The following is a 25,050-nucleotide window of genomic DNA, read 5'->3' on the forward strand; positions in this document are numbered from 1 at the left end:
GCGTGGCGGCGGCCCAACCTCCAGGCCGGAAATATCGGGTCTTCGGGGTGGACGTCACGGATCGATCGCGATCGATGGAGATGTGGGCTTTCCTGACGGTCCTCGGGTGACATTGAGGAAGTGGAGGATTCCTCGGGACTGATGCGGGACGGGGTACGGGCCCGGATCGCCGCGCTGGCCCGGGCCGCGGGCGGCGGAGCCCACCGCTGGTCGTCGCCTGTCCTGCTGGGCGTGCTGGCGGCGGGTGCGTTCGGGCCGCTGATCACCGCGGGCATGGGCGGTGCGGCCCTGGTCAGCGCGGCGGTCGGTGCGGTGACGGCGGTCGGTGGGAACGTGCTGACCGACATCGTGAAGGCCGGAGTCCAACGGCTCGGTGACAGGCCCTCGCCGCAGGACCTCGCCACCGAACTGGAGCGGGGCGTCCAGCAGGTGCTGGAGGAGGGTGGCCACCGGGCGGAGACACTGCGCACGGAGATCGCGGGCGTCCTTCGCGAGATCGACGCGGTCGGCGTCGCGGTCGAGGAGGCGGTGCGGTCGGGCGACCGCGACCTCCAGGCGGCCCTGGCGGCAGGCCTCGCCGCGCTCGGCACCGAGTTCGCCGAGTTCGGGTTCGTGCCGGCCGAACTGGACGAGCGGCTGCGGCTGATCCGCGAGTCGGTGGACCGGCAGAGCGCCGATCTCCAAATGGCGGTCGGTCTTCAGTACCGGCAGGCCACCGACACCCGCCTGCTGCTGGAACAGGTATCCGTGATCGAGCGCCGGACCCGCTCGGACCGCGTGGACGGCTACCCGGTGCGCTGGACGCACGGCTCGCCCTACCGGGGGCTGCTGCCGTTCGGAGAGTCCGAATCGGAGGTGTTCCACGGCCGCGAGGAGATCACCGCCGAGCTGGTCAGCACCCTGTCGCAGCGGCTGACCGGCCCGGGGCTGGTCGTGGTGACCGGAGCCTCGGGTGCGGGCAAGTCGTCGCTGCTGCGCGCGGGCCTGGTCCCGGCGATCGGCCGTGGCGAGCTGTCCGAGGAGACGCGTGACTGGCCGCTTTACGTCATCGACCAGCCGACGCGATCCCCGCTCTCCCGGCTGGCCACGCTGCTGGCCGGACTGGCCGGGCTCGACGCCCCGTCGGTCCTGCGGAGCCTGACCGACGATCCACGGCACGCCCACCTGCTGGTGCGGCAGGCACTGGAGGTGAACGCCCGGCGCGAGGACCGGCCGGTCCCCGCCCGGCTGGTACTGATCATCGACCAGTTCGAGGAGATCTTCTCTCTCGGCGGTGACATCGCGGAGCGGTCGGCCTTCCTCACCGCGCTGGACGCGATCACCGAACCCGCCGCCGCCCTGGTGATCCTCGCGGTGCGCGGCGACTTCGTCGACCGTTGCGCGGCCCATCCGCTGCTGGCCGCCGCGCTCCGGCGCGGTCCGTTCATCGTGGGCCCGATGAGCGGCACCGAACTGCGGCGCGCCATCACCGGACCCGCGGACGCCGCCGGGCTCACCATCGAACCCGGCCTGGTCGACGTCATTCTCGCCGAGCTGGGCTCTCCTTCGGACGGGTACGACATCGGAGTCCTCCCGCTGCTCTCCCAGGCCATGCTGACGATCTGGGAGCACCGGGAGGACGACCGGCTCACCAGCCGGGGCTACGCCAAGACCGGGGGAGTACGCCGCGCGGTCGCCACCAGCGCCGAGGAGGCCTACGCCGGCCTCTCGCCCGCACAACGTGAGCTGGCCCGTGACCTGTTGCGGAGCCTCACCCTCGTCGGCCGTGACGGTGTGCTCGCCCGCCGTCCGATCCCGCGTACCGCATCGCAGGACGTCGCCGGCGTCCTGGAGGTCTTCTCCCGGCGCCGTCTGGTCGTCCTCGACGCCGACAGCGCGCAGCTCGCCCATGACGTGCTCCTGCACGCCTGGCCTCGGCTGCGTGACTGGCTGGAGGGCGATCTGTCGAGCTTCGCCCTCTACGGCAGGTTCACCGCCGACGCCGAGGAATGGGCGTCCAGCGACCGCGACCCGTCCTTCCTCTACCGGGGCACCCAGCTGGCCGCCGTCCATGCCGCCAGGCCGAGCTGGACGTCCGAGGCCCATGCGCTGGGCGAGGTCGCCACCGAGTTCCTCGCCGCCGCCGACGCCACCAGGCGCCGGACCGTGCTGGTACGCCGAGCCCTGGCGATCACCGCCGCCGTGCTGGTGGCGGTGATCGCCCTGACCACCCTGGTCGCCGTCCGGGCGGCCGAGGTGGCCGAGCACGAGCAGACCCTCGCCACCGCCCGTCTGCTCGCCTCCCAGAGCGAGCTCCTCGGCGCCGCCGACCCCGCCCTCTCCGCCCGCCTCGCCGCGGCCGCCTACCGGACCGCCCCGATCCCGGAGACGGAACTCGGCCTCCTCAATGTCCACCGCCGCCCCTACCGGGGGAAGCTGCCCGAGCAGAAGGACAGGATCACCGCCTTCGCCTACGCTCCCGACGGGAAGGTCCTGGTCATCGCCGTCAACGACGGCACGGTCCGCTTCTGGGACACCGCGACCCGGCGTCCCTCGGGCACCGGACTGTCCGGACCGGTCGTCGATGAGCTGGCGATCAGCCCCGATGGCAGGACGCTCGCGCTGGCGATCGGGAACGGGATCTGGCTGTTCGACATGGCGACCCATGAATCGCTCGGGGATGTGGGAATCCCCATCGGTTCGGCCATTGACCTGGCCTTCAGTCGTGACGGCAGGACACTGGCGGCGGCGACGCCCTCTCAGCTCGTGTTCTGGGATCTTGAGCGAAAAAGAATCGACACTCGTTTCGACGCCGTCGCCGGTGTCTTCGCCAAAGAGGTCATCTTCAGCGGGGACGGTGTCCACCTGGCCGTCGTGGGCGCCCCCTTGGGATCGGTCACCATCTGGAGGATGAAGGACCTGCGCAGGGTCGCGGTGATCGCCGGCAGCGAGGCCGCTTTCAGCCCCGACGGCGAACACCTGGCGGTGGGCAGGTTGGAGGGACCGGTCCGCGTTCATGAGGCGAGGACGGGCCGAGCGGTCGGCTCCGCGCTCAACGGATTCACCGGAAACCTCGAAGCGGTCAAGTTCAGTCCCGATGGCACCGCGCTTGTCACGACCAGCTGGGACGAGCCCAACGAACCGGACAAGGTCCAGCTCTGGGATGCGGCGAGCGGCAGGCGGAGGGGAAGCCTGCTCACCGCCCCGGCCGGAGACATCGACTCTGTGACCTTCAGCCCGGATGGAGGCACCCTCGCGGGGGTGAATGGGGCCGACGTCCTGTTCTGGGACGCGCGGCACAGCCACACCGACATCATCGAGACCGGGGAGGAGACCAACAGCGCCGTCTTCAGCTCCGACGGAAGAACGCTGGCCACCGCCGGTGTCTCGGCAAGGCTCTGGGACGTCGCGAGCCGCAGGCCGCTCGGACCAGCTTTCCCGGGAAAGCTGGGCGCCGCACTGCCGAGCGTCGCCCTCAGCCCTGACGGAAGGACGCTGGCCGCCTCCGGGAGTGACGGCGCGGTGCTGCTGTGGAGCACGGCCGAGCACAGGCCGCTCGGTGCTCCGCTACGCGGGCACACCGGTGACGTCCGGGCGATCGCCTTCAGTCCCGACGGCCGGACCCTGGTCACCGGCGACGACACCAAAATCCTGCTCTGGGATATGGCGACCAGGACCTTGCGGGCCTCGCTGCCGACCCGGCAGAAGGACCTCGTGTTCGCCGCCGCCTTCAGTCCCGACGGCCGGATGCTGGCCACCGTGAACGCGACCGATGTCCAGTTCTGGGACGTCTCGACGCACCGGCTCCGGGCGACTCTTGTCTCCACCCATCTGAGCACGATCCGAGCGCTGGCCTTCAGCCCGGACGGGCGGCTGCTGGCCACGGCGAGCCATGACGGCACGGTGCGGCTGTGGGACGTGGCGACGCGGCGTCCGGCGGGCGGCGCCCTGGTCGGGCACAACGATGAGATCTTCGCGCTGGCCTTCAGCCCGGACGGCCGGACCCTCGCCAGCGGCGGCGGGGATCGCTCCGTCCTGCTCTGGGACGTGGCGACCCGCCGGGCCCAGGGCGTCCCGTTGACCGGGCACGGCGACTTCATCTTCTCGATCGCCTTCAGCCCGGACGGCAGGAGGCTGGTGACCGCCGGGCGGGAGGCGAGTGTACGGCTCTGGAACGTGGAAAGGCCGGCCGATCCGCTCGGGTTCGCGTGCTCGGTGGCGGGCGGGTCGCTGTCGGCGGAGGAGTGGGGTCTTTACGCGCCGGGCGAGAGCTACCGACCCGCCTGTGGGTGACACGATGTGCCGGTGATCGCTGACGGCCGATGAGCGATTTCGATAGCCGACCTGTGCGAGCCGGTCGTGGAGCCGCCCCCACGTGATGTCAGGAATGAGGTCGGCAGCGCCGCCGGCCCCGGCGAGGTCACCGACGGAACGATCCTGCGCACCGGCCGGCGCTACCCCGACAGCCTGCACCGAGCCGGGCTTCCTTGATCGTTCCGACCCCGGAAGATACTTGCTTGCTTGCGCAATCCGATTGTGTCGTACTCTGGCGTCATCACCGGGTACCTGCGTGGAAAGGACGGGCCGATGGGATCACTCAGCCTGGCACACTGGTTGATCGTGGCAGCTGCCGCGGTCTTGTTGTTCGGCGCGAAGAAGCTGCCTGACACCGCGCGTTCGGTAGGTCGATCGCTGCGCATCTTCAAGGCCGAGGTCACGCAGGAAGGCCAGGACCAGGAACCTCTGGCCGCCGTGACCCAGGGGCAGTTGACGGTGGAGGAGCAGGCCAGGCGGCTTGAGGAGCAGGCCGCCCGGCTGCGGGCTCAGTCCGCCGCCGAGTCCAGGGACAAGCCCGTCACCTGACGGCGACCCGGGTTCGTCATGCCTAGACTGGTCCCCCTGCGGGACCAGGTGGACGGGAGAGCGACAGTGGCGACCAGCGGTGGCGATATCGAGGACCCGTCCCCCGAGGTGCTGTCCGAGGCCGCCGCGGCATTCGGGCTGCTGGCCTCGTCCGCGCGGCTGCACATCGTCTGGGCGCTGGCGCAGAGCGAGAGCGATGTGAGCGGGCTCGCGGAACGGGTGGGAGGCGCGTTGCCCGCCGTCAGCCAGCACCTGGCGAAGCTGAAGCTGGCCGGGTTGGTGAAGTCGCGGCGCGAGGGGCGCCGAGTGGTGTACTTGATCGACGACGAGGACGTGGTGGCCACGGTCCAAGGGCTGGTGGGGCGGTTCGCCGAACGGGCGGGCCATCCGGGGTCATTGAGGCGTGTCCGTGGTCTGGGCGCCTGAGGCGCCGACAGCCGCGCCCCAAGATCTGCGGGACGACGGGCTCCCTCTCGCCGCTGTTGCCGAGCTCACCCGGCTGGAGGTGCTGCGGCGGCTGGAAAGCGGCCCCCGCGGGCTGGTGGAGGCCCATGCTGAGGCGCGTCTGCTGCTGCGTGGCGAGAACACCCACCCACCCCGGCGCGTCACCTCCTGGCGGTGGCTGGCACGCAGCCTGCGCGATCCGTTCACGCTGGTGCTGCTCTGTCTCGGGCTGGTGTCCGCGGTCATCGCCTCGTGGGGTGCGGCCTGCGTCATCGTGATCCTCGTCGTTGTCAGCTGCGTGCTGCGGTCCAACGGCGAGTACCGGGCAGACCGTTCGACGGCGGCGCTGCGAAAGCTGGTGGCCACCACGGCGACTGTGCGGCGGCGACTCGACGAGCACGCCACACCCGTGGACAGGGAAGTACCCGTCGACCAGTTGGTGCCGGGCGACGTGATCAAACTGGGCCCCGGGGATCTGGTTCCCGCCGATGTCCGGCTCCTGCGATCCAGCGGGCTGACGATCCACCAGGCGGCGCTGACCGGTGAGTCCGTCCCGGTGGCCAAGCAGGCCATCGACGTTCCCGGCGGGGGAGATCAGGAGCACCTTTGCTGGCACGGCAGCAGCGTGGCCACCGGCAGTGCCCTCGCACTGGTGGTGGCCACCGGAGCCGACACCAGGTTCGCCGGTGCCTACCAGGAGTCCGGGGTCAGGTTGTCGGCCTTCGACGGCTCGGTCAACGGGATCTCCTGGATTCTGGTCCGGCTCATGCTGCTCATCCCGCCCCTCGCCCTCGTGGCCAACGCCGTTTTCCGCGGCCGGGGGCTGGAGGCGCTACCGTTCGCGGTCGCCGTGGCGGTCGGCTTGACGCCCGAGATGCTGCCCGTCATCGTCACGACCGTACTGGCGAGAGGCTCGGCCGTCCTCGCACGCGGCCAGGGCGTGATCGTCAAACGGCTCTCCGCCCTGCACGATGTGGGGGCGATCGATGTCCTGTGCACGGATAAGACGGGCACTCTCACGCAGGACCGGCCCGTGGTCGACTGCTCGGTGGATCCGGACGGCCGCTCCGATCCCGAGGTGCTGCGCTGGGCCGCTGTCAACAGCTTCTGGACGCTCCACCTGGCCGATCTCCCGACGCCGGATGCCCTGGATGAGGCGATCCTGGCGGCCGAGCAAGATCTCGGCGAGTACGAGGGGGTGGACGCGCTCCCCTTCGATCCTGTGCGCCGCGTCTCGACCGCGATCGTGCGTCACCCGTCGCGCCCGGCGACGAACCTCCTGGTGGTCAAGGGCGCCGTGGAGAACGTGCTGGAACGCTGCGCCCTCGATCCCGCCGCGAGGCAGCGCGCCCAGCTGACCGCCGAGCAGCTGGCCGACAAGGGGTTGCGCGTGCTCGCCGTCGGACTCGCCTCGTACCACCCCGGCGAGGATCAGGGCCTTGCCCTGGTGGGCTTCGTCGGACTGCTCGACGGGCTCGCGCCGGAGGCGGCGGACGCGCTGGCCCATCTCGCCCGGCGCAGCGTCACGATCAAGGTACTCACGGGTGACCATCCGGCTACCGCGGCTCGTGTCTGCCAGGAGCTGGGGCTGCCTTCCGACACGGTCGTCACCGCGAGCCAGCTCGACGGCCTCTCCGACGCGGCCCTGGCCGAGGTCGCCCAGCGGGCGACCGTTTTCGCGCGCTGCACCCCCGAGCACAAGTCGCGCCTGGTGCGGGCGTTGCGGAGCGCCGGGCACACGGTCGGGTTCCTCGGTGACGGCGTCAACGACCTGCCCGCCATGCGTGCCGCCGACGTGGGCATCTGTCCGCGCGACGCGGTCGACGTGACCCGTGAGGCCGCCGACGTGGTGCTGGCCGCGAAGGACCTCACCGCCATCGACCACGCGATCGTCACCGGGCGGCGCAGCACCGGCAACATCGTCACCTATCTGCGGGTCGCCCTGTCCTCCAACGTCGGCAACGTCATCGCGATGCTCTGCGCCGGATTGCTGCTGCCCTTCCTGCCCATGCTTCCCGCGCAGGTCCTGGTGCAGAACCTGTGCTTCGATGCCGCCCAGCTGGCGTTCGCGTTCGACCGGGCCGATCCGGCCGTCCTGCGCCGCCCGTTCCGGTTGCGGCGACGCGACATTCTGCGTTTCATCGCCGTCTTCGGCGCGCTCAACGCCTTTGCCGACCTGGCCACGTTCGCCGTGCTGATGTGGGTCGTACCCGAGGCCGCCCAGGCCACCGGCCAGGCCGCCTTCCACACGGGGTGGTTCATCGAGAACCTGCTCACCCAGGCCCTGGTCATGCTGCTGCTCCGTCCCAGAAGGCGGGTCTCCCGCCCGCTGTGGGCGGCCACCGGCGCGCTGACCGCGGTGGGCTTGCTACTGCCGCTCTCGCCGCTTGCCCCCCTGCTCGGCATGACCGCGCTGCCGATCACCTACCACCTGCTGCTCGCGGTCGTGGTCATGCTGTACGGCGGGGCGTTGCTGGTGCTCAGCCGTAGGACAGATTGGAACAGGGATCGTCGTCGGCCGAGCGAGCCTTGCCGTTGAGGGTCGAGGGCGGCGCGGTCGGGCCGGCGGTGGCGCCGGCGGTGCTCGCATAGGTCGTGCCCAGGATGACCGTGATGCCGGCCGCGGTCACGGGCTGGAGTTTCGCGCCTCGAAACACCCGCGCGAGGGTCTGTGCCTGTTCCCGCGCGGCCGGGCCGTACTGGATCATGGTTGATGTGTAGTGCTGGGAAGCGGCGGTGCCAACGGCGGTGACGGTGAATCCGGAGGCCTTGAGCTCGGTGGCGGCGCGGGCGGCCAGGCCGGTGACGGTGGTTCCGTTGTAGAGGGCGAGGCTGATCCCGGTGCCGGAGACCGGAGGGGTCGGCTTCGAGGTCGGCTTGGCCTTGCCGCTGGCGTCGATGCCGTCGAGGGTGCGGTCCGCCTTGAGCGCCGCCCACAGCAGGTCGGCCTCGGGTTGCACGATGGCGATCCGGGCGCCCTGATATCGCCAGGGCAGCGTGATGAACTTGGTGTTGTGCAGGTCGATGTCCTTCATCGCCAGCGCGAAGGAGAGCAACTTGTCGGCCGAACCCAGCCCCGGATCGACCGTCATGGAGGCGGCGGCCGCCTCCGCGAGCGGCAGCAGGGTGGCCGGGTCGAGGCCCTGCGCCCGCACCTTCTTGATGAGGCCGGAGATGAAGGCCTGTTGCCGTTTGATCCGGCCGATGTCGGAGCCGTCGCCGATGCCGTGCCTGATACGGACATAATCCAGGGCTTTCTGCCCGGACACCGTCTGCGGGCCCTTGGCGAACAGCAGCCGGCCACGCGCCCCGCGGTTGGGGTTGAGGTCGCCCTGATAGACGTTCTTGGGCAGACAGACCGGCACACCGCCGACGGCTTTGGTGATCTTCGAGAAGCCCTCGAAATCGACCACGATCGTGTGGTCGACCCGCAGGCCGGTCAGTTTCTCCACCGTGTTCTGGGTGCAGGCCGGGTTGCCCTTCGCGGTCGCACCCACTGCGAAGGCGGCGTTGAACATCACGTTGGTCTGCGGCACGGTCCAGGTGCCGTTGGGGAGCCGGCAGCGGGGGATGTCCACCAGCGTGTCACGCGGGATCGACACCGCCACCGCGTGCTTGCCATCGCGGTAGACGTGCACGAGCAGCGCGGTGTCCGAGCGCCCCACATCCCCGCGCCCGCCGCCGAGCCCGCTGTTGTCGCCCGAACGTGAATCCGAGCCCAGCACCAGGATGTTCTGGCCCGCGACGTTAGCCGCAGGCCGATCATCGTCGACGCCTTCCGCGCCGAACGTGTTGATGCTCGCGTTCAGCCGGAGATAGGTCCATCCGGCCACGGCAGCCAGGACGGCGATCAGTGACGCCACCACCAGCACGACGACCGGAACCGGGCTGCGCACACGCCGCCGACGCCGCCGGCGCCGAACGGCCCCGCGTGCCTGACGCCGCCGAACCGGGATGTGTGTGCTCATGCCTACTTCCGCGACCATTGATTATATAGTTGCGCAATATAGCAAGTATTTTGCGGTCGAGGAGCCGGGGGCTGAACATGCGGGCAGGAGTGCAGCAAAGGGCCGTCGCCCTCTTGTTGTGGGCGCTGGTGTGCTTACTCGATCTTTGCGAGTTCGCATGGACGGGCTGAGATGCCGCCCCGCCTGGTCGGGCGGCGTACGGCCGGATGCCGCAGAGTCATGATCGCCCGCCTTCGGCGTCGGCGTTGGAAGCCCGCAGGTAGGCGACCGCCTGGCTCCGGCACTCCTCCAGTCGCTGCAAGGGCCGCGTCTCGGTGCTGGGACGACTGCGGTGGCACGCGCGCGACCAGCACCACCCACTGCGTCGGCGGCTCTCCATCCACCAGACGAATGTACGCACAGATCCGCAACAATTGCACGACTGCGCAAGTTGAGAACTGATTACGGCTCCGCCTCCGGCGACACCACCACCTCGCTGTCGATCGACAAGCCCGAGGGCGATCGTGCTGATCGGCTTGATCGCCGTCGTGCACCTGCCCGAGGTACGGGCGAAAAGGGTTGGCGGGCTCCGCGTCCCAACCGGCACCATGTGCGGATGCTGATCAGGGAAGCCACCGCTGAGGACTGGCCCGCCATCTGGCCGTTCTTTCATGAGATCGTCACCGCCGGTGAGACCTTCACCTACCCGACCGACCTCGGGCGGGACACCGGGCGCGACTGGTGGCTGTTGCCGCCGCCGAACCGTACGGTCGTCGCCGTCGACGACGCGGGGAAGGTCCTGGGCACGGCGAAGATGAACAACAACCAGTCGGGCAACGGCTCGCATGTCGCGAGCGCCAGCTACATGGTCGATCCAGCGCGTTCCGGGCAGGGTGTGGGCCGGGCGCTCTGCGCGTACACGCTGGAGTGGGCGCGGGCGGCCGGTTTTCGCGCGATGCAGTTCAACGCGGTCGTGGAGACCAACGCGCACGCGGTGAAACTGTACGGATCGCTCGGCTTCGAGGTGCTGGGCACGGTGCCGGAGGGTTTTCTGCACCCGACGAAGGGCTACGTCGGGTTGCACGTCATGTATCGCGCTCTTTGAGGGGCAGCGAGGCGGGCAGTCCGAAGGGTACGAAGTGGTCGGGGCCGATGAACGAGGTGATCTCACAGATGTGGTCGCCGCGCAGGGTCAGCACGTTGAGCGCCCAGGCGAGGTACGCGCCGAGGTCGTCGTACCAGACGTAGGAGGCCACGGTGGGCTGGCCGTTCGCGCTGGTCAGGAGGTGCCGCCAGTCCGGGCAGGCGGTGATCGGGACCCGTACGGCGAAGTCGGTGACGGCTGCCAGGCCGTGGTACCAGTGCGCCAGCGGCGGCATCGACCAGGTGACGTCCTCGGTCAGCAGCGCGACCAGGGCGTCGGCGTCGCCGCTTTCCAACGCGGAGGAGTACCCGGCGACGATCTCTCGCAGGCGCGCGTCGCCGACCTTCCGCAGTGTCCGCTGCTGGCTGCGGGAGGGGACCTTCTCCGCGACGATCCGGCGGGCTCGCTGCAGGGCACTGTTCACCGACGCGACGCTGGTGTCCATCGTGGTGGCGATCTCGGCGGCGGAGAAGCCGAGGACCTCGAAGAGCAGCAGCGCCGCCCGCTGGTTGCCCGGCAGGTGCTGCAGGGCGGCGACGAAGGCCAGCTCGACGGCTTCGCGCTGCTCGTAGCGCGCGTCCGGGGCGGCCGGCCCTTCGGCGAGGCCCGCGTCGGGATAGGGGCCCAGCCAGGCGACGTCGGCGAGCGGGGCCTCGCCGACCATGGCGTGATCGCTGGACGGGCCGAGGTCGACGGGCATCGCCCGCCTGCCGCGGCGTTCGACGGTGTCCAGGCAGGTATGGGTGGCCACGGTGTAGAGCCACGAGCGCAGCGAGCTACGGCCCTCGAAGCGCGCGAGCCCTCGCCACGCCCGCAGCAGGGCGTCCTGCAGGGCGTCGTCGGCGTCGTGGGTGGAGCCGAGCATGCGATAGCAGTGGGCGTGCAACTCCCGGCGGAGTGGCTCCACGAGGCGGGTGAAGGCGGCGTTGTCGCCGTCGCGTGCCCGCGCCAGGTCGGGGTCCTCGGTCCGTGCGGAAGAAACTTCGCTCACAGGCGATGATTCTGCCTCACGGTGGAGGTCTCCTCTTCGACGGCAGTACGGCCGCATCCACCAGGAGGATTCCCATGACCCACCATCCCGTGCCCGGCTGGTTCGACATCTCCACTCCCGACGCACCGCGAGCGCGACACTTCTACCAGGAGATGTTCGGCTGGCCGATGAACGTGCTGGACGAGACCTACTCGCTGGTGGGCGGGGAGGGCGGCCGACCGGCGGGCGGGATCGGCCAGGCCGGTCCGGACAGCCCCTACACCGGGATCGTCGTCTACTTCCCGGTCGACGACGTGGACACCGCCCTTGATCGGGCGGAGAAGCTCGGTGGCAGCCGGAGGCTGGAGCCGCAGAGCGTGCCCGGGATGGGGCGGATAGCCGTGTTCATCGATCCCGACGGCAACCCCGTCGGCCTGCTGAGCCCCTGACATTCACCACCGACCAAGGAGGACAGGTCGACATGACCGAAACAGAGCTGAAAGCCGATCTGCACCGGTACCTGCAGCAGGCCCGTGAGGCGCTGCTGTGGAAGCTCGACGGGCTCTCGGAGTACGACGTCCGCCGCCCGATGACGCCGACCGGCACCAACCTGCTGGGGCTGGTCAAACACCTGATCGGCGTCGAGTTGCTCTATCTGGGATACGTGTTCGGGCGGCACTTCGAGGAGAAGGTGCCCTGGTTCGGCCCCACCGGTCGCCTGGAGGACATGGACCCCGAGGCCGAGGAACCCAACGCGGACATGTGGGCCACCGCCGAGGAGTCCCGCGAGTACGTCGTCGGGCTGTACCGGCGGGCGTGGGAGCACGCGGACGCCACCATCGAGGCGCTGCGGCTGGACGAGACCGGCCACGTGCCGTGGTGGGCCGAGGGGCAGAACAAGCCGACGCTGCACCGGGTCCTGGTCCACCTGACCGCCGAGATCCAGCGGCACGCCGGGCACGCCGACATCGTCCGGGAGCTCATCGACGGGGCCGCCGGGGTGCGGGAGGGGAACGACAACCTGGCACCGGGCGACCGGTCGTGGTGGGAGGAGTACCGGAACCGGCTGGAGCGGGTGGCGCGGGAGGCCGGCCAGGGCTGAGTCCGCCGTACCCTCGGGCCCCGTCGCGCAACCTGTGATCGTCGCTGTCGGGATCGGCTCGCCGTGCCGCCGGTCCCGTCGCGCGACTTGTGATCGTTGCCGTCGGTGGCCCCGGGGTATCACCCGGTGGGCGGCTCCAGGTCGCGTGCCTCGTGGAGCCAGGTGGTGAACAGGTCGGGGTCGATGTCGGCCGGGGCGCGGAGTTTCACCGCGTACGTTGCTGCCCGGGGAATCTAGAGAACTGGACAGTGTGGTACTGCCTGTAACTAGACTGAACAGTACCGATAAAGGAACTGGACTGTCCAGTACTCTAGAGAGAAGGGAGGGCGGCATGGAACCGAACGAGCAGGGCCGGTCGGCGCGTAAGCATCAGGCCATCCTGGAGGCGGCCACCGAGGCATTCCTGAGCAAGGGGTACCCGGGCACCAGTATGGACGACATCGCGAAACTGGCCGCGGTGTCCAAGCAGACCGTTTACAAGCACTTCACCGACAAGGAACAGCTGTTCGCCGAGATCATCCTGGCGGCCACCGGCCGGATCGACGGCGTCGTTCGCCTGGTGACGGACGTTCCCGTCGACGGCGCGGTCCTGGAGGAGAGCCTGGGCAGGCTCGCCCGCGGGTTTCTCACCGCCCTCATGCGGCCGCAGGTGCTCCAGCTGCGGCGCCTGATCATCGCCAATGCCGACCGTTTTCCGGAACTGGGTGCCGCCTGGTACGAGCAGGGCTTCGAGCGCGTCCTGGACACCCTGGCCACCACGTTCCAGCGGCTCGCGGACCAGGGGCTGCTCCGGATCGACGATCCGCTTCTGGCCGCCAACCACTTCGTCGGCCTGCTGCTGTGGATACCGGTGAACAAGGCCATGTTCCACGGCGCTCCCCAGCACACCCAGGCCGAACTCGACCACTACGCCGACGCCGGGGTCCGCACCTTCCTCGCCGCCCACCGCCCGTCCGTTCAGGAGGCCCGGCACTGAGAGCGGGACCGGTGCCGCGCACCGCCGCGGCGTCCGGGCGCCGGCCGGTCAGCGGCGCTGGTCGCCGCTGCGGCCGCGGCCCCGGTCACTGGTCAGGGTCGCCAGCAACGGGCCGATGCGGTACTCCACCGGGGTCGTCAGGGCGATCTCGGTGGTGGACCGGACGACGCCGCGGAGCGCCAGGACCTCCTGGATCAGCGACTGCAGCTCGGCGTGGCTGCGGGAGGCCACCCGGACCATGAGGTCGCTGGTGCCGGTGGTGATGCAGACCTCAAGGACCTGGCTCAGCCGCCCGAGCGTGTCGGTGACCTCGCCCAGAGTGCCCTGGGCGAGCTGCAGGTGCAGGAACGCGGTCACCGGCAGGCCGAGGCGCTCCAGGTCGACGCGGGCACTGAAGCCCGTCAGCACCCCCGACTCGACGAGCCGCTGGTAGCGCGCCTGGACCGTGTTCCGCGCGACCCCCAGCCGGGCCGCGAGCTCGCTGGTCCCGGCCCGGGGGTCTTCGGACAGGGCGGTCAGCAGCTCCGCGTCGAGCCGGTCAATGCTGGTCACAGTGCTCACCTGTCGTCGTTTGCGGTGGGTGTTAACTGAGCAGGACGCTCAATATTCCTGCAGAACCTTGACGTGGCAGCCACTCTAACCTCAAATTTACCGACATATGCGTCAGCTCTGGTGAAGGAGGCACACATGACCCAGACCGCCGATCCTGTGGTCGGGGCGGGTGCCCGCATCGACCTCGCTGATCGCTACCGGCCGGGTTCCGGCCCGGTGCTGCTGACGGGAGTCCAGGCCGTCGGCCGGTTGATCGCCGAGCAGCGTGCGCGCGACGAGCGGGCCGGTCTGCGCACCGCCACGTTCGTGTCGGGATACCAGGGTAGCCCGCTGGCCGGTCTCGACAAGACGCTCGCCGGTCTGAGGTCCGACGACCTGCGCCTGCTGCCCGGTCTCAACGAGGAGCTCGGCGCCACCGCCGTCTGGGGCAGCCAGAGCGCCCTGCCCGGCGAGCGGCGTACCCACGACGGCGTGGTGGGTCTCTGGTACGGCAAGGGACCCGGCGTCGACAGGTCGGGCGACGCGATCCGGCACGCGTCCACGTACGGTGTCGACCCGCGCGGCGGGGTGCTGGCCCTCGCCGGTGACGACCCCGGCGCGTCGTCGTCCACGCTGCCGTGCGTCAGCGAGCGCGCGCTGGCCGCGATGGGGCTGCCCGTGCTGTACCCGCGCGACGCCGAGGAGATGGTCGCCCTCGGGCTGTACGGCATCGCCCTGTCCCGGGCGTCCGGCTGCTGGGTCGGCGTCAAGGTGGTCACCGCGGTGGCCGACGGGCTCTTCACGGTCGACCGCGACTTCGCCGACATGCCCATAGCGGTTCCCGGGATCGAGTGGGAGGGGCGGCCGTGGACCTACCGGCAGCGCACCATGTCCTCCCCGACCGACAGCCTGCTCGCCGAGGCCGACCTGTTCGGCCCCCGGTGGGCGATGGTCGAGGCGTTCGGAGCCGCCAACCCGCTGGACGTCGTCGAGGTCGACCCCGCCGACGCCTGGCTCGGGATCGCGGCGCCCGGCGTGACGTACGACGCGGTGCGCCAGGCCCTGCTCGACCTGGGCCTCGACCAGCGGGATCTGGAGCGGGCCGGGATCCGGCTGATGCGGATCGGGATGCCCTACCCGCTCGGGGCCGGCACCCTGCGGCGGTTCGCGCGCGGGCTCCGCCAGATCCTGGTGGTGGAGGAGAAGACCTCCTTCGTCGAGAGCCAGGTGCGCGACCTGCTGTACGGCTCGGCCGACGCTCCGGCGGTGCTGGGAAAGCGGGACGCGGACGGCCGGCCGCTGGTGCCCGCCGAGGGACTGCTGAACGCCGACCGGCTGACCGGGCCGCTGCGCAGGCTGCTCGCCGACCGGGTCGAGCTCGCCCCGCCGCCACGGGCACCCCGGATGGCGCTCACCCTGACACCGGTGGCGAGCCGCACCCCGTACTTCTGCAGCGGCTGCCCGCACAACCGGTCGACCGTGCTTCCCGAAGGGTCGCTGGGGGCCGGCGGCATCGGGTGCCACACCATGGTGACGATCGCCGACCGGGAGAGCGCGCAGGTCACGTCGCTGACCCAGATGGGCGGCGAGGGGACGCAGTGGCTGGGACAGTCGCAGTTCACCGACGTGCCGCACATCTTCCAGAACGTCGGCGACGGCACGTTCTTCCACTCCGGCCAGCTGGCGCTGCAGGCGTGCGTGGCGGCCGGGGTGAACATCACCTACAAGATCCTCTACAACCAGGTCGTCGCGATGACCGGCGCGCAGGACCCTCAGGGTGCCCTGAGCGTTCCGGCGCTGACGCGCAAGCTCCACGCCGAGGGCGTGGCCAGGATCATCGTCTGCTCCGAGACGCCCCGCGGCTACGGCAGGCGGGCCCGGTTCGCGCCGGGGACGCTCGTCTGGAACCGTGACCGGCTCGACGAGGCGCAGCGACTCCTTCGCGACGTGCCGGGCGTCACCGTGCTCATCTACGACCAGCAGTGCGCGGCCGAGGCCAGGCGGCTCCGCAAGCGCGGCAGGCTCGCCGAGCGGACCGAACGGGTCGTCATCAACGAGAGCGTCTGCGAGGGGTGCGGCGACTGCGGGGTGAAGAGCAACTGCCTGTCGGTGCAGCCCGTGGAGACCGAGCTCGGCCGCAAGACCAGGATCGACCAGACCTCCTGCAACACCGACTACACCTGCCTGCAGGGCGACTGCCCGTCCTTCGTCACCGTACGGGTCGACCCCTCCGGTAAATCCGCGCCCGGTGGGTCGCGACCCGAGCCGCCCGAGGTGGCGGATCCGGTCATTCCGGTGGCGAGCCCGACGTACGACGTGTTCCTGGCCGGGATCGGCGGCACGGGCATCGTGACGGTCAACGCGGTCCTGGCCACCGCCGCCCTGCACGACGGCCTGCGCAGTGCCGGCCTCGACCAGACCGGCCTGTCACAGAAGGCGGGCCCGGTGACGTCGCACCTGCGGATCTCGGTCGACGGCGGTGAGCCGGCCAACCGGGTCAGTACCGCCGGTGCCGACACCGTGCTGGCGTTCGACCTGCTGGTGGGCACCGACGCCAAGCACCTGGCCCTGGCGAACCCCGACCGCACCGTCGCGATCGCCTCGACGAGCCGGACACCGACCGGGGAGATGGTCTACGACGCCGGGCTCGGCTACCCGGACGCCGAGCCGATGCTCGCACGCCTGCGGAACTCGACGTCCAGGCTGCACGAGCTGGACGCGCTCGGCGCCGCCGAGGCGCTGTTCGGCTCCACGGACGTGGCGAACCTGCTGGTCGTGGGGGCCGCGTTCCAGGCCGGTGCGCTGCCGCTGACCGCGCGGGCCATCGAGCGGGCGATAGCGCTCAACGGGGTGAAGGTCGACCTCAACACCGCCGCCTTCCGCTGGGGCCGGGTCAGCGTCGCCGACCCGGCCGCGTTCGCCCGGGCCGTCTCGGGTGACGGGGTGCGGCCGGCCGCTGCCGGTGGCGGCCCGGACGGCTCCGAGTTCCTGGCCGGCCGGTCGCTGGAGGGCGAGACCGCCCGGCTGGCGGGCCTGCGGGCCGTGGAACTGCGGGCGCACTCCGGTGCGGACCTGGCCCGGCGCTATGTCGACCTGGTCGAGGCCGCGTGGACCGCTGAGCGGGCCGTGGGTGAGGCGACGGCCTTCAGCGAGGCGGTGGCCCGTGGCGCGCACCGGCTCTGGGCCTACAAGGACGAGTACGAGGTGGCCCGCCTGCTCACCGACCCCGCCACCGACCCGGTCGCCGGGCAGGTCCCCGGGGCCACGAAGGTCACCTACAACCTGCACCCGCCGATGCTGCGGTCGATGGGAATGAGCAGGAAGCTCAAGCTCGGTCCCTGGTTCCGGCCGGTGCTGCGCGGGCTCGCCAAGGGGCGGGTGCTGAGAGGTACGCCGCTGGACCCGTTCGGGTTCGCGCACGTCCGCCGGCTTGAGCGCGCGCTGGCGGCCGACTACCGGGGCATGGTCGTCGAGCTGGCCCGGACCCTCGACGCGGGCGGCTACGACCGCGCGGTGCAGGCCGCCGAGGCCGCGGAGCTGGTACGCGGCTACGAGGAGGTCAAGCTGGCAGGCGTCGAGCGCTACCGTGAGCGGCGCGGCGAACTCGGTGTCCCGCTCGACGACCAGGTGCTGCGGCTCCTGCGCTGACCACGACGTCGCGGAGGAGCAGGCGGGACGTCGATTGAGGTGTGGTCGACGTTCCCGGCCGATCCGCGGACGTCTCAGGCGTTGCTCGGTTCCCGGCGCGAACGGCGTTTCCGCTGGATCAGCAGGAACGTGATCGCCGCGAGTACGGCGAGGACGACGCCGACCAGCGCCACCGTGGGGTACCGGCTCGTGTCCATTTCCGCCTTGACCGCTTGTGCTGTCCCGGTGGCGGGGAACTGGATGGTCGCCTCGGCGGTACGTTTCGTCAGCCCGCTTTCCAGTCGGATCCGGGCACGCCACGGCCCGTCGGGCACCTGCTCGTTGAGGGTGGCGGTGACGGATCCGGCGTCGCCGGGAGCGAGCGTCGTGCCCGTTTGGACCTTGAACGGGCCGGCGCTCAGGCTTCCGGAGTTGTTGGTCAGTTTCAGGTCGCCGCTCAGGTCGAGTGCGCGGCCTCCGGTGTTGTGCACCTGCGCCAGGACGATCTGCTGACCGGTGGGTGACCGTTGGGCCGTCAGCGAGTCGATGGTGAAGTCCGATGCCGGTGGGTTGCCACGACCGACGGACAGGTAGATCCGGATACCGACGCGGTTGACCTCGGCGACGCCTCCACCGGGCGGCGCGGCCTTGGCCGCCTGAGCCCAGATCACGGCGTAGCGCTCTCCGGGGGCGGCCTTGCCCGGCACGGCGATGGTCGCGGTGACCGCCGAGCGGGCGTGCGGGGCCAGGGTCACCTCATGCCGGTCCGTGCTGGTCCAGGAGGACAGCTCATTGGCAGTGCGATCGGCGGCGAACTGGAATTTCCGGTCGCGTACCTGTGCCGCGGCCGTGTAGAGCGAAAGCCGCTTGGGCGAGCCGGTCGTGTTGAACACCTCGACCCGCCGGTGAATGACGGACCCCGGGGCGAGGTGATCGATGATGTAGGTCCAGGCCCGCGCGTTGGCTCGCGCGGCGACCGGTGCTTCGAGCAGGCGGATCCCGATGCCGCCCGCGGGCGAGGAGGCCGCCGCCGGCGTGGACCTGTCGAGCGTGCCGGCGGCCGGGGCGAGAGCCCCGGCCACCAGCAGCCCCGCGACGACGGTACGAAGACGCACGATTGCCGCCGGCTGTGGTCAGGCGACCGAATGGGTGACGGTGCCGGTGTACGTTCCCGCGACGGTCGCGGCCGGAATCGTCACGGTGAGCGTCGGATTCCAGGTGGCGGTGTTGTTACCGACGAGGTCGGTGCCGGTGAACGCGGTGCGCGGCACGTTGATGATGCCGCCGGGACCGGGCGTGAAGGTCCCCTCGCCCGTCGTGGCGGTGGCCGATCCGGGGGAGTAGCTGAGGTTGATGTTCGGGATGGTCTCGGGCCCCGTGGCCGCGCCGGTGGTGAAGTCGGTGCCGGTGACGGTCGCGGTCCAGGACCCGTTCAGGGTGGCGCGCTCGTCGGTCACCGTGACGGAACCGAGTTGCCCCGAGATGCTGGCGGCGCCGGATGCCACCGAGCCGAGGCTCGCCGACCCCGGCGCGTTGACCGTGAGACCGGCGGACGTGATCGAGAACGTGACGGTGGTGTCCACGGCCAGGGCGGGCAGAGCGGTCGCTGCGACAAGGCTGAGACCGACGGCTGCGGCGATCGCCAAAAGCGGTTTACGCATCTTCTGATCCAATGTTCAAGCGGGATGTGAGAGGCGATGCGCAGCTCGGACGCTTAACCCAAGGAATCAAGCCCGCGGGCATACCGGCACGCCTCGTAGCGGACGATAACTCTTCGCGGTTTCCGCAAGATCAAAGGCGCGACGCGTGCAATCGCTGCAATACCGTTCCATGGCAATGAAATGCCGAAAGGCGCGGACTTCGGCAATGGGTCCACGACCGCGCACCCTTACCTGTAGGCGACTTCCTGTGCCGAACAGTTGCTCATGGTTGCCTTGGGGTTGATGGCGCGGGTCCGAGTGGAGGGCATCGAGGCCGGCCCGGTGCGCCCGACAGTGGCCGGGCGCGAGGATCAGCCGGGGGGAGTGCCGTACTGATCGGCCTTGACGATTGGCCGTCGTCCCGGACGGGGTGCCCCGGACGGCTTCTCCGGGTGCGACCGGGGCGCCCTCGGGCGGAGACCTTGCCTGTTCCCCCGAGGGCGGCCCCTCCTGACAGGGGGAAGCATATAGTGACCGCGCGGATACTTATGGTTGCTGTCCGTTTTGCTCACACCCGCGCCGCGCTCGCAGCCGCCGAGGTCCTCGGCCAAGCGGTGGACGAGGTGAGCGGCTGACCGACCTCGACCAGACCGCCTGGCTGATGTCACGCATCCCGGCTTCCAGTGGTTTTCCGGCGGGAGAGGCCCCCGGCGGGGGAGGTACCCGCTTCGCTAGGCTCGGATGATGGGCTCTTTTAGAACGCTTGTGCTGTGGGATATCGATCACACGCTGGTCAGCATCGACGGGGTCGGCAGGGACATCTACGCCGAGGCGTTCCAGGTGGTGACCGGGCAGCCGATGCGGCGGGTCGCGGCCATGGCGGGGCGGACCGACTGGGCGATCACGGCGGAGACGCTCCGGATGCACGACGTCGAGGTGTCGGAGGAGCTGCTGAGCTCCTTCGTCGCGGCCCTCGCCGAGGCGTTCGTCGTCTACGAGGCGGAGATCTCGCAGCGGGGCAGGGTCCTGGCGGGGGTGCGCGAGGTGCTCGACGTGCTGGCGGGCCGGGCCGACGTGATCCAGTCGCTGCTCACCGGGAACATGGAGCCGCTGGCGATCGGCAAGCTCAGGGCGTTCGAGCTGGAGGGTTTTGTGGACTTCGAGGTGGGGGCCTACGGGATGGACCACGAGGACCGCGCGGTGCTGGTGGGCCTGGCGCAGCAGCGTGCCGCGCGGAAGTACGAGGAATCCTTCACCGTGCGGAACACGGTGCTGGTCGGGGATACGCCGAACGACGTTCTAGCCGGCCTTGAGGGTGGGGCGAGGGTGGTGGCCGTCGCCACCGGTTCCAGCGACGTCCAGGCCCTGAAGGAGGCCGGTGCGGAGCTGGTGCTGGAGGATCTCGCCGACACCGCCGCCGTGGTACGGGCACTCCTGGGGCCGTCGGAGCCGTAGGGCGGTCCCGGCCGTCGCCGGGCCGCGCGACCGACCATGGCGCCTGGTGCGCGGATTCCCCGTGGTCGCGGGACGGCCGCGCGCCGCGGCCTCCGGCGAGAGGCGGTCGCCCTACCGTGAGGGCGGGCCGGCGGTCATGGCACGCACGTCGGCGAGCCTGACCAGTTCCGGCAGGACCGTGCCCAGCGGGGCGTCGACGGCGAGCGTCGCGTAGCCGTCGCCGCGGGTCGGGCCCTGGTTGACGATCGCCACGGGGATGCCGAGCTTCGCGGCGTGCAGCACGAACCGGCGGCCGGACATCACCGTCAGCGACGATCCGAGCACCAGCAGCAGGCGCGCTCGCTCCACCAGGGCGTAGCACGCGCGGACGCGCTCCGGCGGGACGGTCTCCCCGAAGAAGACGACGTCGGGCTTGAGCACCCCCCGGTCACACGCCCGGCAGCCGACCAGCTGGAACCCGTCGACCTCCTCGTCCGCCAGCTCGACGTCGCCGTCCGGGTTGATCGCGCCTGCCCGGGCACCGAACCGGGGGTTCGCCAGCGTCAGGCGATGATCCAGCTCCTCGCGCGGGCTCGAATCACCGCAGTCCAGGCAGATCACCTGATGCAGGCTGCCGTGCAGCTCGACGACCGCCTCGGCGCCGCCCGCCTGGTGCAGGCCGTCCACGTTCTGCGTCACGATGCCGGCCACCAGGCCGCGCCGCTGGAGCCGCGCGACCGCGTGGTGGCCGCTGTTCGGCCTCGCCCCGGTCATCGCCCGCCACCCGAGGTAGCTCCGCGCCCAGTAGCGCCGCCTGGCGGCCGGGTCGCCGGTGAACGTCTGGTAGGTCATCGGGGTGTGCCGGACCAGGGAGCCGAGCGGCCCCCGGTAGTCGGGAATTCCCGACTCCGTCGATATCCCGGCCCCGCTCAGCACCACGACACCGCCCGCGGCCACCAGCTTCGCCAGCGCGCTCGTATCCTCGCTCACCCTCCCATACTGACCCACCTCGGATACCGCACGGCATCGGGCCTGCCATCGGTCGGGCTGTCCCGCCTCCTGGGATGCCGGGATGGTTGTCTCGTGGCCACAGTGGTTGTGACGCGGTGGTGCCGGTCGGGGGTGGTCAGCGGAAGTCGTCGGCGTGGTCGGCCACCCACCGGCGGAACGGGGTGGCCGGTGCTCCGGTGAGTTCCTCCACGGTGGAGGTGGTCGACTCCGGGGTGGCCGCCATCCGCGCGTGCCCGTCGATGATTCCCTCCGCCGCGGCGGCAGGCCAGCCCTGGTCGAGCAGCTCGCGCAGCGCGATCTCCGGTGCGAGCTCCTCCCAGCGCGTCGGCCGGCCGATCACCTCGCCGATGGCGGTCACCTGCTCCACCTGGGTCAGCGCCTCGGGGCCGGTCAGCACGTACCTCGCCCCGGCGTGGCCGGTGCCGGTGAGCACGCTCACCCCCGCGGCGGCGATGTCGCGCTCGTGGATCAGTGGTCTGGTGGCCGCACCGTGCACCCAGCGGACGACGCCGGTCTGGAGGATCTGGGCGGCCCACATCAGGGTGTTGGCGGCGAACCCGCCGGGCCGCAGGAACGTCCACTCCGCTCCGGACCGCTCGATCAGCCCCTCGATGAGGGCGTGGGAGCCGAGGATCGAGTTCGGGTCCTGGCCGGGGGCGTCGGACGTGCCGCGCGCGGAGAGGTAGACGACGCGGCGGGCGTGCTCGGTGATCCTCTCGATGGTCGCGGGCGCCGCGTGGTCGGCCGCGAGGGTCGGCCAGACGAGGAACACCGAGTCGACCCCGTCCAGGGCGGCGTCCAGGCTGCCGGGGTCGGCCAGGTCGCCGCGTACCACCTCGGCGCCCTCCGGGAGCCTGGCGGACGCGGGATCGCGGGCCAGCGCGCGCACGGCGGCGCCCGCGCCGAGGAACTGGGCCACGGCCTGGCCGCCGACCTTGCCGGTCGCCCCGGTAACCAGAATCATGATGATCTCCTTCGTCAGTGGGAATGCCGCGATCAGTCTTCAACTTCAACTTTGGTTCAGGTCAAGGGAGTCAGGGAGGATGGGACCGTTGTCCACCGAGCATCAGCCGTTCCCCGGAAGCGAGGGCGGGAAGGCCGGGACGCCGTGGACGCGCGGGCGGGTCCTCGCGTCGCTCGCCGTGCTGGTCGCCGGGCTGCTGATGTTCCACGACGCCGTGCCGAACGCCGTGGGCAACCTCGGCAGCCTGCTGGAGACGTTCCTGCCCTGGGTCGGCCTGGCGGTTCCCTTGCTGGGGGTTCTGGCGCTGCTGCGGCGTTCGGCTCTCGCGGCGGTGGCCCTGCTGCTCCCCGTGACGGTCTGGGCCGCTCTCTTCGGCGGCCGGCTGCCGCCCGCCGAGCGGGGAGCGGCACACGATCTGGCGGTGTCCCAGTTGACGGTGCTCCAGCACAACGTCGCGGACGACAACCCCGACCCGGCCGGAACCGCGCGGGCCCTGGCCGGAGCCGGTGCGGATCTTGTCGCCCTGGAGGAGGTGACCCCCGAGGCGCTGCCCGTCTACGGGGCCGCCCTCGCGCCGGACCATCCCCACCGCGCCGTCGTGGGCACCGTCGGGCTCTGGTCCAGGTATCCCCTCACGGACTCCCGGCCGGTGGACATCAGGCCGAAGGACATCGAGGGCGACTGGAGCCGGGGGTTGCGGGCCACGGCGCGGACCCCGTACGGCGACGTGGCCGTCTACGTCGCCCACCTTCCCTCGCTCCGCGTCCGGCTGCCGGACGGCTTCGGCTCCGGCCGGAGGGACGAGAGCGCCGTCGCGCTGGGCGGGGCCATCGCCGCGGAGAGGCTGGAGCGGGTCATCCTGCTGGGCGATCTCAACGGCACCCTCGACGACCGGGGCCTGGCCCCCCTCACCTCGCGCCTGATCCCGGCGCGGGACGGCTTCGACTTCAGCTGGCCCGTCGCCTTCCCCGTCGCCAGGATCGACCATGTCATGACCCGCGCGGCGACCCCCGTCAGCACCTGGACCCTGCCCGCCACCGGCAGCGACCACCTGCCGATCGCCGCCCGCATCAAGCTCTGACGCACACAGGCGAGCAGGGGGGCGGCCGACTCGCCGCGCACCGTCGGGTAGCCCCGACCGGCGTCATCCGTGGTTCCGGGTGTCGGTGGTTCAGCGTGATGGTCACGTCGATCGCGCCGTCGTGCGGGACGCGCAGGATGTGCACCGGCGGCTGCCGTCACGCATGTAGTGGATGGAGGCGGCGCTCAGCGTCGCCGCCCGCGGGCCGCCCAACCTGATCCGGATCACGCCCCGCTCCGGGCTCTTTACATGTCTGGACCCCGAGCCCGGCAACTGCTGACAGTTGCCGGGCTCGGGGTCCATGGTGTGGAATGTTCCTGCCGTGGCAGCGATACCGTGTCACGGCGACACTGAAGGCGCCGACGAACACGATGCCGTTGTGGGCGATTCTCCAGTCACGGTCACAGAACCGGTGGCGGATGTCGTTCCATCCGAGGCGGTGGTGCTTGTGCCGAAGCCAACGCACGATCGCCACCACGCATGGTGACAGGCGTGCGCTCATTCGTCATTCGTCACCGACCACACGATCGGCCCGCTCTCGGTTCCTTCGACGACTTCGCCGACGGCCAGGCCCTCCAGATCCGGCGGTCGGGTCACATCGTCAATTATGTCCGCGGCTCTTCTATTGTGATCTTCTTGCTTGGACCGCAGGAACGATCAACGAGAGCAGTACTAGTGCTGAGGCGGAGCGGTCGCCCCACCTGTGCGGCAGTCGAGAGGCTGCTTGATTGTTGGGACCTTGTTGGTGGCAGCGCCGGCCTTGTCCTGAGCGGCGGCCTCGATCTTGTTTCCGAGGGCGGTGCCGAAGGCCCCGGGGCTGGTGCCGCCGTTTGAGGGCCAGGGGGGAACCGGTATCCAGTTGCGGGCGTCGGCGTCGGCCTTGTTGCGGGCCTCTGCTTCAGCCTTCTGTCGGGCTTCTGCTTCGGCCTTGCTGCGGGCGTCGGCGTCGGCCTTGTTACGGGCGTCGGCGTCGGCGTCGGCCTTGTTGCGGGCCTCTGCTTCAGCCTTCTGCCTGGCCTCTGCCTCTGCTTCGGCCTTGTTGAGAGCCGCCGCGAGTGCCGCTGCCCAGTTGCGGGCGTCGGCGTCGGCCTTGTTGCGGGCCTCTGCTTCGGCCTTCTGTCGGGCTTCTGCTTCGGCCTTCTGCCTGGCCTTCGCCTCTGCTTCGGCCTTGTTGCGGGCCTCTGCTTCGGCCTTGTTGAGAGCCGCCGCGAGTGCCGCTGCCCAGTTGCGGGCGTCGGCGTCGGCCTTGTTGCGGGCCTCTGCTTCGGCCTTCTGTCGGGCTTCTGCTTCGGCCTTCTGCCTGGCCTCTGCCTCTGCTTCGGCCTTGTTGCGGGCCT

At 70.7% G+C, this 25,050-nt stretch carries 19 protein-coding genes; 11 read left to right on the plus strand and 8 right to left on the minus strand.

The features are described from left to right. Nucleotides 1-120 precede the first annotated feature (120 nt). The 4 genes from ACWD3H_RS24690 to mgtA all read left to right on the plus strand — a co-directional run bounded on the left by ACWD3H_RS24690 (nt 121) and on the right by mgtA (nt 7,825). Nucleotides 121-4,272 carry an nSTAND1 domain-containing NTPase gene (locus tag ACWD3H_RS24690; RefSeq protein ID WP_451956638.1) on the plus strand — a complete coding sequence of 1,384 codons (4,152 nt, stop codon included), beginning with the start codon at nt 121-123 and terminating at the stop codon, nt 4,270-4,272. A 294-nt stretch (nt 4,273-4,566) separates the two neighbouring features. After that, entirely contained in the window at nt 4,567-4,842 is a 276-nt protein-coding gene (tatA, locus tag ACWD3H_RS24695) for a Sec-independent protein translocase subunit TatA (RefSeq protein WP_451956639.1), read from the plus strand. A gap of 18 nt (nt 4,843-4,860) precedes the next feature. Next, nucleotides 4,861-5,268, plus strand: coding sequence for an ArsR/SmtB family transcription factor (locus ACWD3H_RS24700; RefSeq protein WP_350916028.1), 408 nt, complete (start codon nt 4,861-4,863; stop codon nt 5,266-5,268). Next, nucleotides 5,252-7,825: a magnesium-translocating P-type ATPase gene (mgtA, locus tag ACWD3H_RS24705; RefSeq protein WP_451956640.1), complete on the plus strand. Its 2,574-nt coding sequence runs from the start codon at nt 5,252-5,254 to the stop codon at nt 7,823-7,825. Before ACWD3H_RS24700 ends, mgtA begins: the two co-directional genes overlap by 17 nt. On the opposite strand, the gene ACWD3H_RS24710 is transcribed toward mgtA, so the two are convergent. Beyond that, nucleotides 7,767-9,158, minus strand: a complete 1,392-nt coding sequence (locus ACWD3H_RS24710; protein ID WP_451956641.1) for an LCP family protein — start codon at nt 9,156-9,158, stop codon at nt 7,767-7,769. The two genes, mgtA and ACWD3H_RS24710, sit on opposite strands and share 59 nt — an antisense overlap. A 691-nt stretch (nt 9,159-9,849) precedes the next feature. On the opposite strand from ACWD3H_RS24710, the gene ACWD3H_RS24715 reads away from it, so the two are divergent. Continuing rightward, on the plus strand, nt 9,850-10,338 hold the full coding sequence (locus tag ACWD3H_RS24715; protein ID WP_451956642.1) for an N-acetyltransferase family protein: 489 nt from the start codon (nt 9,850-9,852) through the stop codon (nt 10,336-10,338). Here the strand turns inward: ACWD3H_RS24715 and ACWD3H_RS24720 are convergent. After that, nucleotides 10,319-11,368, minus strand: a complete 1,050-nt coding sequence (locus ACWD3H_RS24720) for a sigma-70 family RNA polymerase sigma factor (RefSeq protein WP_451956643.1) — start codon at nt 11,366-11,368, stop codon at nt 10,319-10,321. The two genes, ACWD3H_RS24715 and ACWD3H_RS24720, sit on opposite strands and share 20 nt — an antisense overlap. A 74-nt stretch (nt 11,369-11,442) precedes the next feature. Here ACWD3H_RS24720 and ACWD3H_RS24725 point away from each other — a divergent pair, with 74 nt between their 5' ends. From ACWD3H_RS24725 to ACWD3H_RS24735, 3 genes are all read left to right on the plus strand, one after another. Then, nucleotides 11,443-11,796: a VOC family protein gene (locus ACWD3H_RS24725; RefSeq protein WP_451956644.1), complete on the plus strand. Its 354-nt coding sequence runs from the start codon at nt 11,443-11,445 to the stop codon at nt 11,794-11,796. A gap of 32 nt (nt 11,797-11,828) precedes the next feature. Further along, nucleotides 11,829-12,449 (plus strand): DinB family protein, encoded by a 621-nt coding sequence (locus tag ACWD3H_RS24730; RefSeq protein WP_350916040.1) that lies wholly within the window; start codon nt 11,829-11,831, stop codon nt 12,447-12,449. A 331-nt stretch (nt 12,450-12,780) separates the two neighbouring features. Then, nucleotides 12,781-13,425 carry a TetR/AcrR family transcriptional regulator gene (locus ACWD3H_RS24735; protein ID WP_451956645.1) on the plus strand — a complete coding sequence of 215 codons (645 nt, stop codon included), beginning with the start codon at nt 12,781-12,783 and terminating at the stop codon, nt 13,423-13,425. Nucleotides 13,426-13,473: 48 nt separating this feature from the next. On the opposite strand, the gene ACWD3H_RS24740 is transcribed toward ACWD3H_RS24735, so the two are convergent. Next, nucleotides 13,474-13,977, minus strand: a complete 504-nt coding sequence (locus ACWD3H_RS24740; protein ID WP_355550472.1) for an Lrp/AsnC family transcriptional regulator — start codon at nt 13,975-13,977, stop codon at nt 13,474-13,476. Between the two features lie 135 nt (nt 13,978-14,112). On the opposite strand from ACWD3H_RS24740, the gene ACWD3H_RS24745 reads away from it, so the two are divergent. Then, nucleotides 14,113-17,604, plus strand: a complete 3,492-nt coding sequence (locus ACWD3H_RS24745; protein WP_451956646.1) for an indolepyruvate ferredoxin oxidoreductase family protein — start codon at nt 14,113-14,115, stop codon at nt 17,602-17,604. A 74-nt stretch (nt 17,605-17,678) separates the two neighbouring features. Here the strand turns inward: ACWD3H_RS24745 and ACWD3H_RS24750 are convergent, their stop codons facing one another. Both ACWD3H_RS24750 and ACWD3H_RS24755 read right to left on the minus strand, forming a co-directional pair. Beyond that, nucleotides 17,679-18,698 carry a peptidase gene (locus ACWD3H_RS24750; RefSeq protein WP_451956647.1) on the minus strand — a complete coding sequence of 340 codons (1,020 nt, stop codon included), beginning with the start codon at nt 18,696-18,698 and terminating at the stop codon, nt 17,679-17,681. Nucleotides 18,699-18,716: 18 nt separating this feature from the next. Continuing rightward, complete coding sequence (locus ACWD3H_RS24755) at nt 18,717-19,244, minus strand: hypothetical protein (RefSeq protein WP_451956648.1); 528 nt, start codon at nt 19,242-19,244, stop codon at nt 18,717-18,719. Nucleotides 19,245-19,988: 744 nt separating this feature from the next. Between ACWD3H_RS24755 and ACWD3H_RS24760 the strand changes: the two genes are divergently transcribed. After that, entirely contained in the window at nt 19,989-20,678 is a 690-nt protein-coding gene (locus tag ACWD3H_RS24760) for an HAD family hydrolase (protein WP_451956649.1), read from the plus strand. Between the two features lie 111 nt (nt 20,679-20,789). Here the strand turns inward: ACWD3H_RS24760 and ACWD3H_RS24765 are convergent, their stop codons facing one another. Further along, the gene (locus ACWD3H_RS24765; RefSeq protein ID WP_451956650.1) at nt 20,790-21,647 is read right to left on the minus strand and encodes an NAD-dependent protein deacetylase; all 858 of its coding nucleotides are present in this window, start codon (nt 21,645-21,647) and stop codon (nt 20,790-20,792) included. A gap of 136 nt (nt 21,648-21,783) precedes the next feature. Beyond that, the gene (locus ACWD3H_RS24770) at nt 21,784-22,632 is read right to left on the minus strand and encodes an NAD(P)H-binding protein (protein ID WP_355550484.1); all 849 of its coding nucleotides are present in this window, start codon (nt 22,630-22,632) and stop codon (nt 21,784-21,786) included. Nucleotides 22,633-22,831: 199 nt separating this feature from the next. Between ACWD3H_RS24770 and ACWD3H_RS24775 the strand changes: the two genes are divergently transcribed. Beyond that, nucleotides 22,832-23,713, plus strand: a complete 882-nt coding sequence (locus tag ACWD3H_RS24775) for an endonuclease/exonuclease/phosphatase family protein (RefSeq protein WP_451956666.1) — start codon at nt 22,832-22,834, stop codon at nt 23,711-23,713. Nucleotides 23,714-24,385: 672 nt separating this feature from the next. Here ACWD3H_RS24775 and ACWD3H_RS24780 read toward each other — a convergent pair. After that, nucleotides 24,386-25,050 (minus strand): cell envelope integrity protein TolA (locus tag ACWD3H_RS24780; protein ID WP_451956651.1); only part of this gene is annotated, 665 nt, incomplete at its 5' end.

The sequence above is a fragment of the Streptosporangium sp. NPDC002607 genome, from assembly GCF_053592655.1.

Coding starts and splice junctions, on each gene's coding strand:
- ACWD3H_RS24715 (WP_451956642.1), top strand. CDS start 9,850: ATGCTGATCAGGGAAGCCACCGCTGAGGACTGGCCCGCCATCTGGCCG.
- ACWD3H_RS24725 (WP_451956644.1), top strand. CDS start 11,443: ATGACCCACCATCCCGTGCCCGGCTGGTTCGACATCTCCACTCCCGAC.
- tatA (WP_451956639.1), top strand. CDS start 4,567: ATGGGATCACTCAGCCTGGCACACTGGTTGATCGTGGCAGCTGCCGCG.
- ACWD3H_RS24770 (WP_355550484.1), bottom strand. CDS start 22,632: ATGATTCTGGTTACCGGGGCGACCGGCAAGGTCGGCGGCCAGGCCGTG.
- ACWD3H_RS24755 (WP_451956648.1), bottom strand. CDS start 19,244: ATGCGTAAACCGCTTTTGGCGATCGCCGCAGCCGTCGGTCTCAGCCTT.
- ACWD3H_RS24700 (WP_350916028.1), top strand. CDS start 4,861: ATGCCTAGACTGGTCCCCCTGCGGGACCAGGTGGACGGGAGAGCGACA.
- ACWD3H_RS24745 (WP_451956646.1), top strand. CDS start 14,113: ATGACCCAGACCGCCGATCCTGTGGTCGGGGCGGGTGCCCGCATCGAC.
- ACWD3H_RS24735 (WP_451956645.1), top strand. CDS start 12,781: ATGGAACCGAACGAGCAGGGCCGGTCGGCGCGTAAGCATCAGGCCATC.
- ACWD3H_RS24730 (WP_350916040.1), top strand. CDS start 11,829: ATGACCGAAACAGAGCTGAAAGCCGATCTGCACCGGTACCTGCAGCAG.
- ACWD3H_RS24775 (WP_451956666.1), top strand. CDS start 22,832: ATGTTCCACGACGCCGTGCCGAACGCCGTGGGCAACCTCGGCAGCCTG.